Source organism: Nostoc sp. CCY0012, from assembly GCF_963920855.1.
Classification (GTDB): domain Bacteria; phylum Cyanobacteriota; class Cyanobacteriia; order Cyanobacteriales; family Nostocaceae; genus Cyanocohniella.
The window spans coordinates 1-275 of the sequence record NZ_CAWUDM010000267.1; the positions used below are offsets into that span (position 1 = coordinate 1).

The 275-nt window shown below is 42.9% G+C and carries 1 protein-coding gene; it reads left to right on the plus strand.

Features of this window, described 5'->3' with window-relative positions:
* Positions 1 to 275 (plus strand): tetratricopeptide repeat protein (locus ACM0OS_RS29085; protein ID WP_414546636.1); only part of this gene is annotated, 275 nt, incomplete at both ends.

Genomic DNA, 275 nt, shown 5'->3' on the forward strand with positions numbered 1-275 from the left:
ACGGCGCAATTATCAACAGGCTTTGAATATCAACATCGAATATGGCGATCGCTATTCCCAAGCCGGCACATACCAAAATTTGGGATATGTTGCCCTAGAATTGCGAGAATATGAAGAAGCACGGCGCAATTATCAACAAGCTTTGAATATCTTTATCGAATATGGCGATCGCTATTCCCAAGCCGGCACATACCACCACTTGGGAATAGTTGCCCAAAATTTGCGAGAATATGAAGAAGCACGGCGCAATTATCAACAGGCTTTGAATATCAACA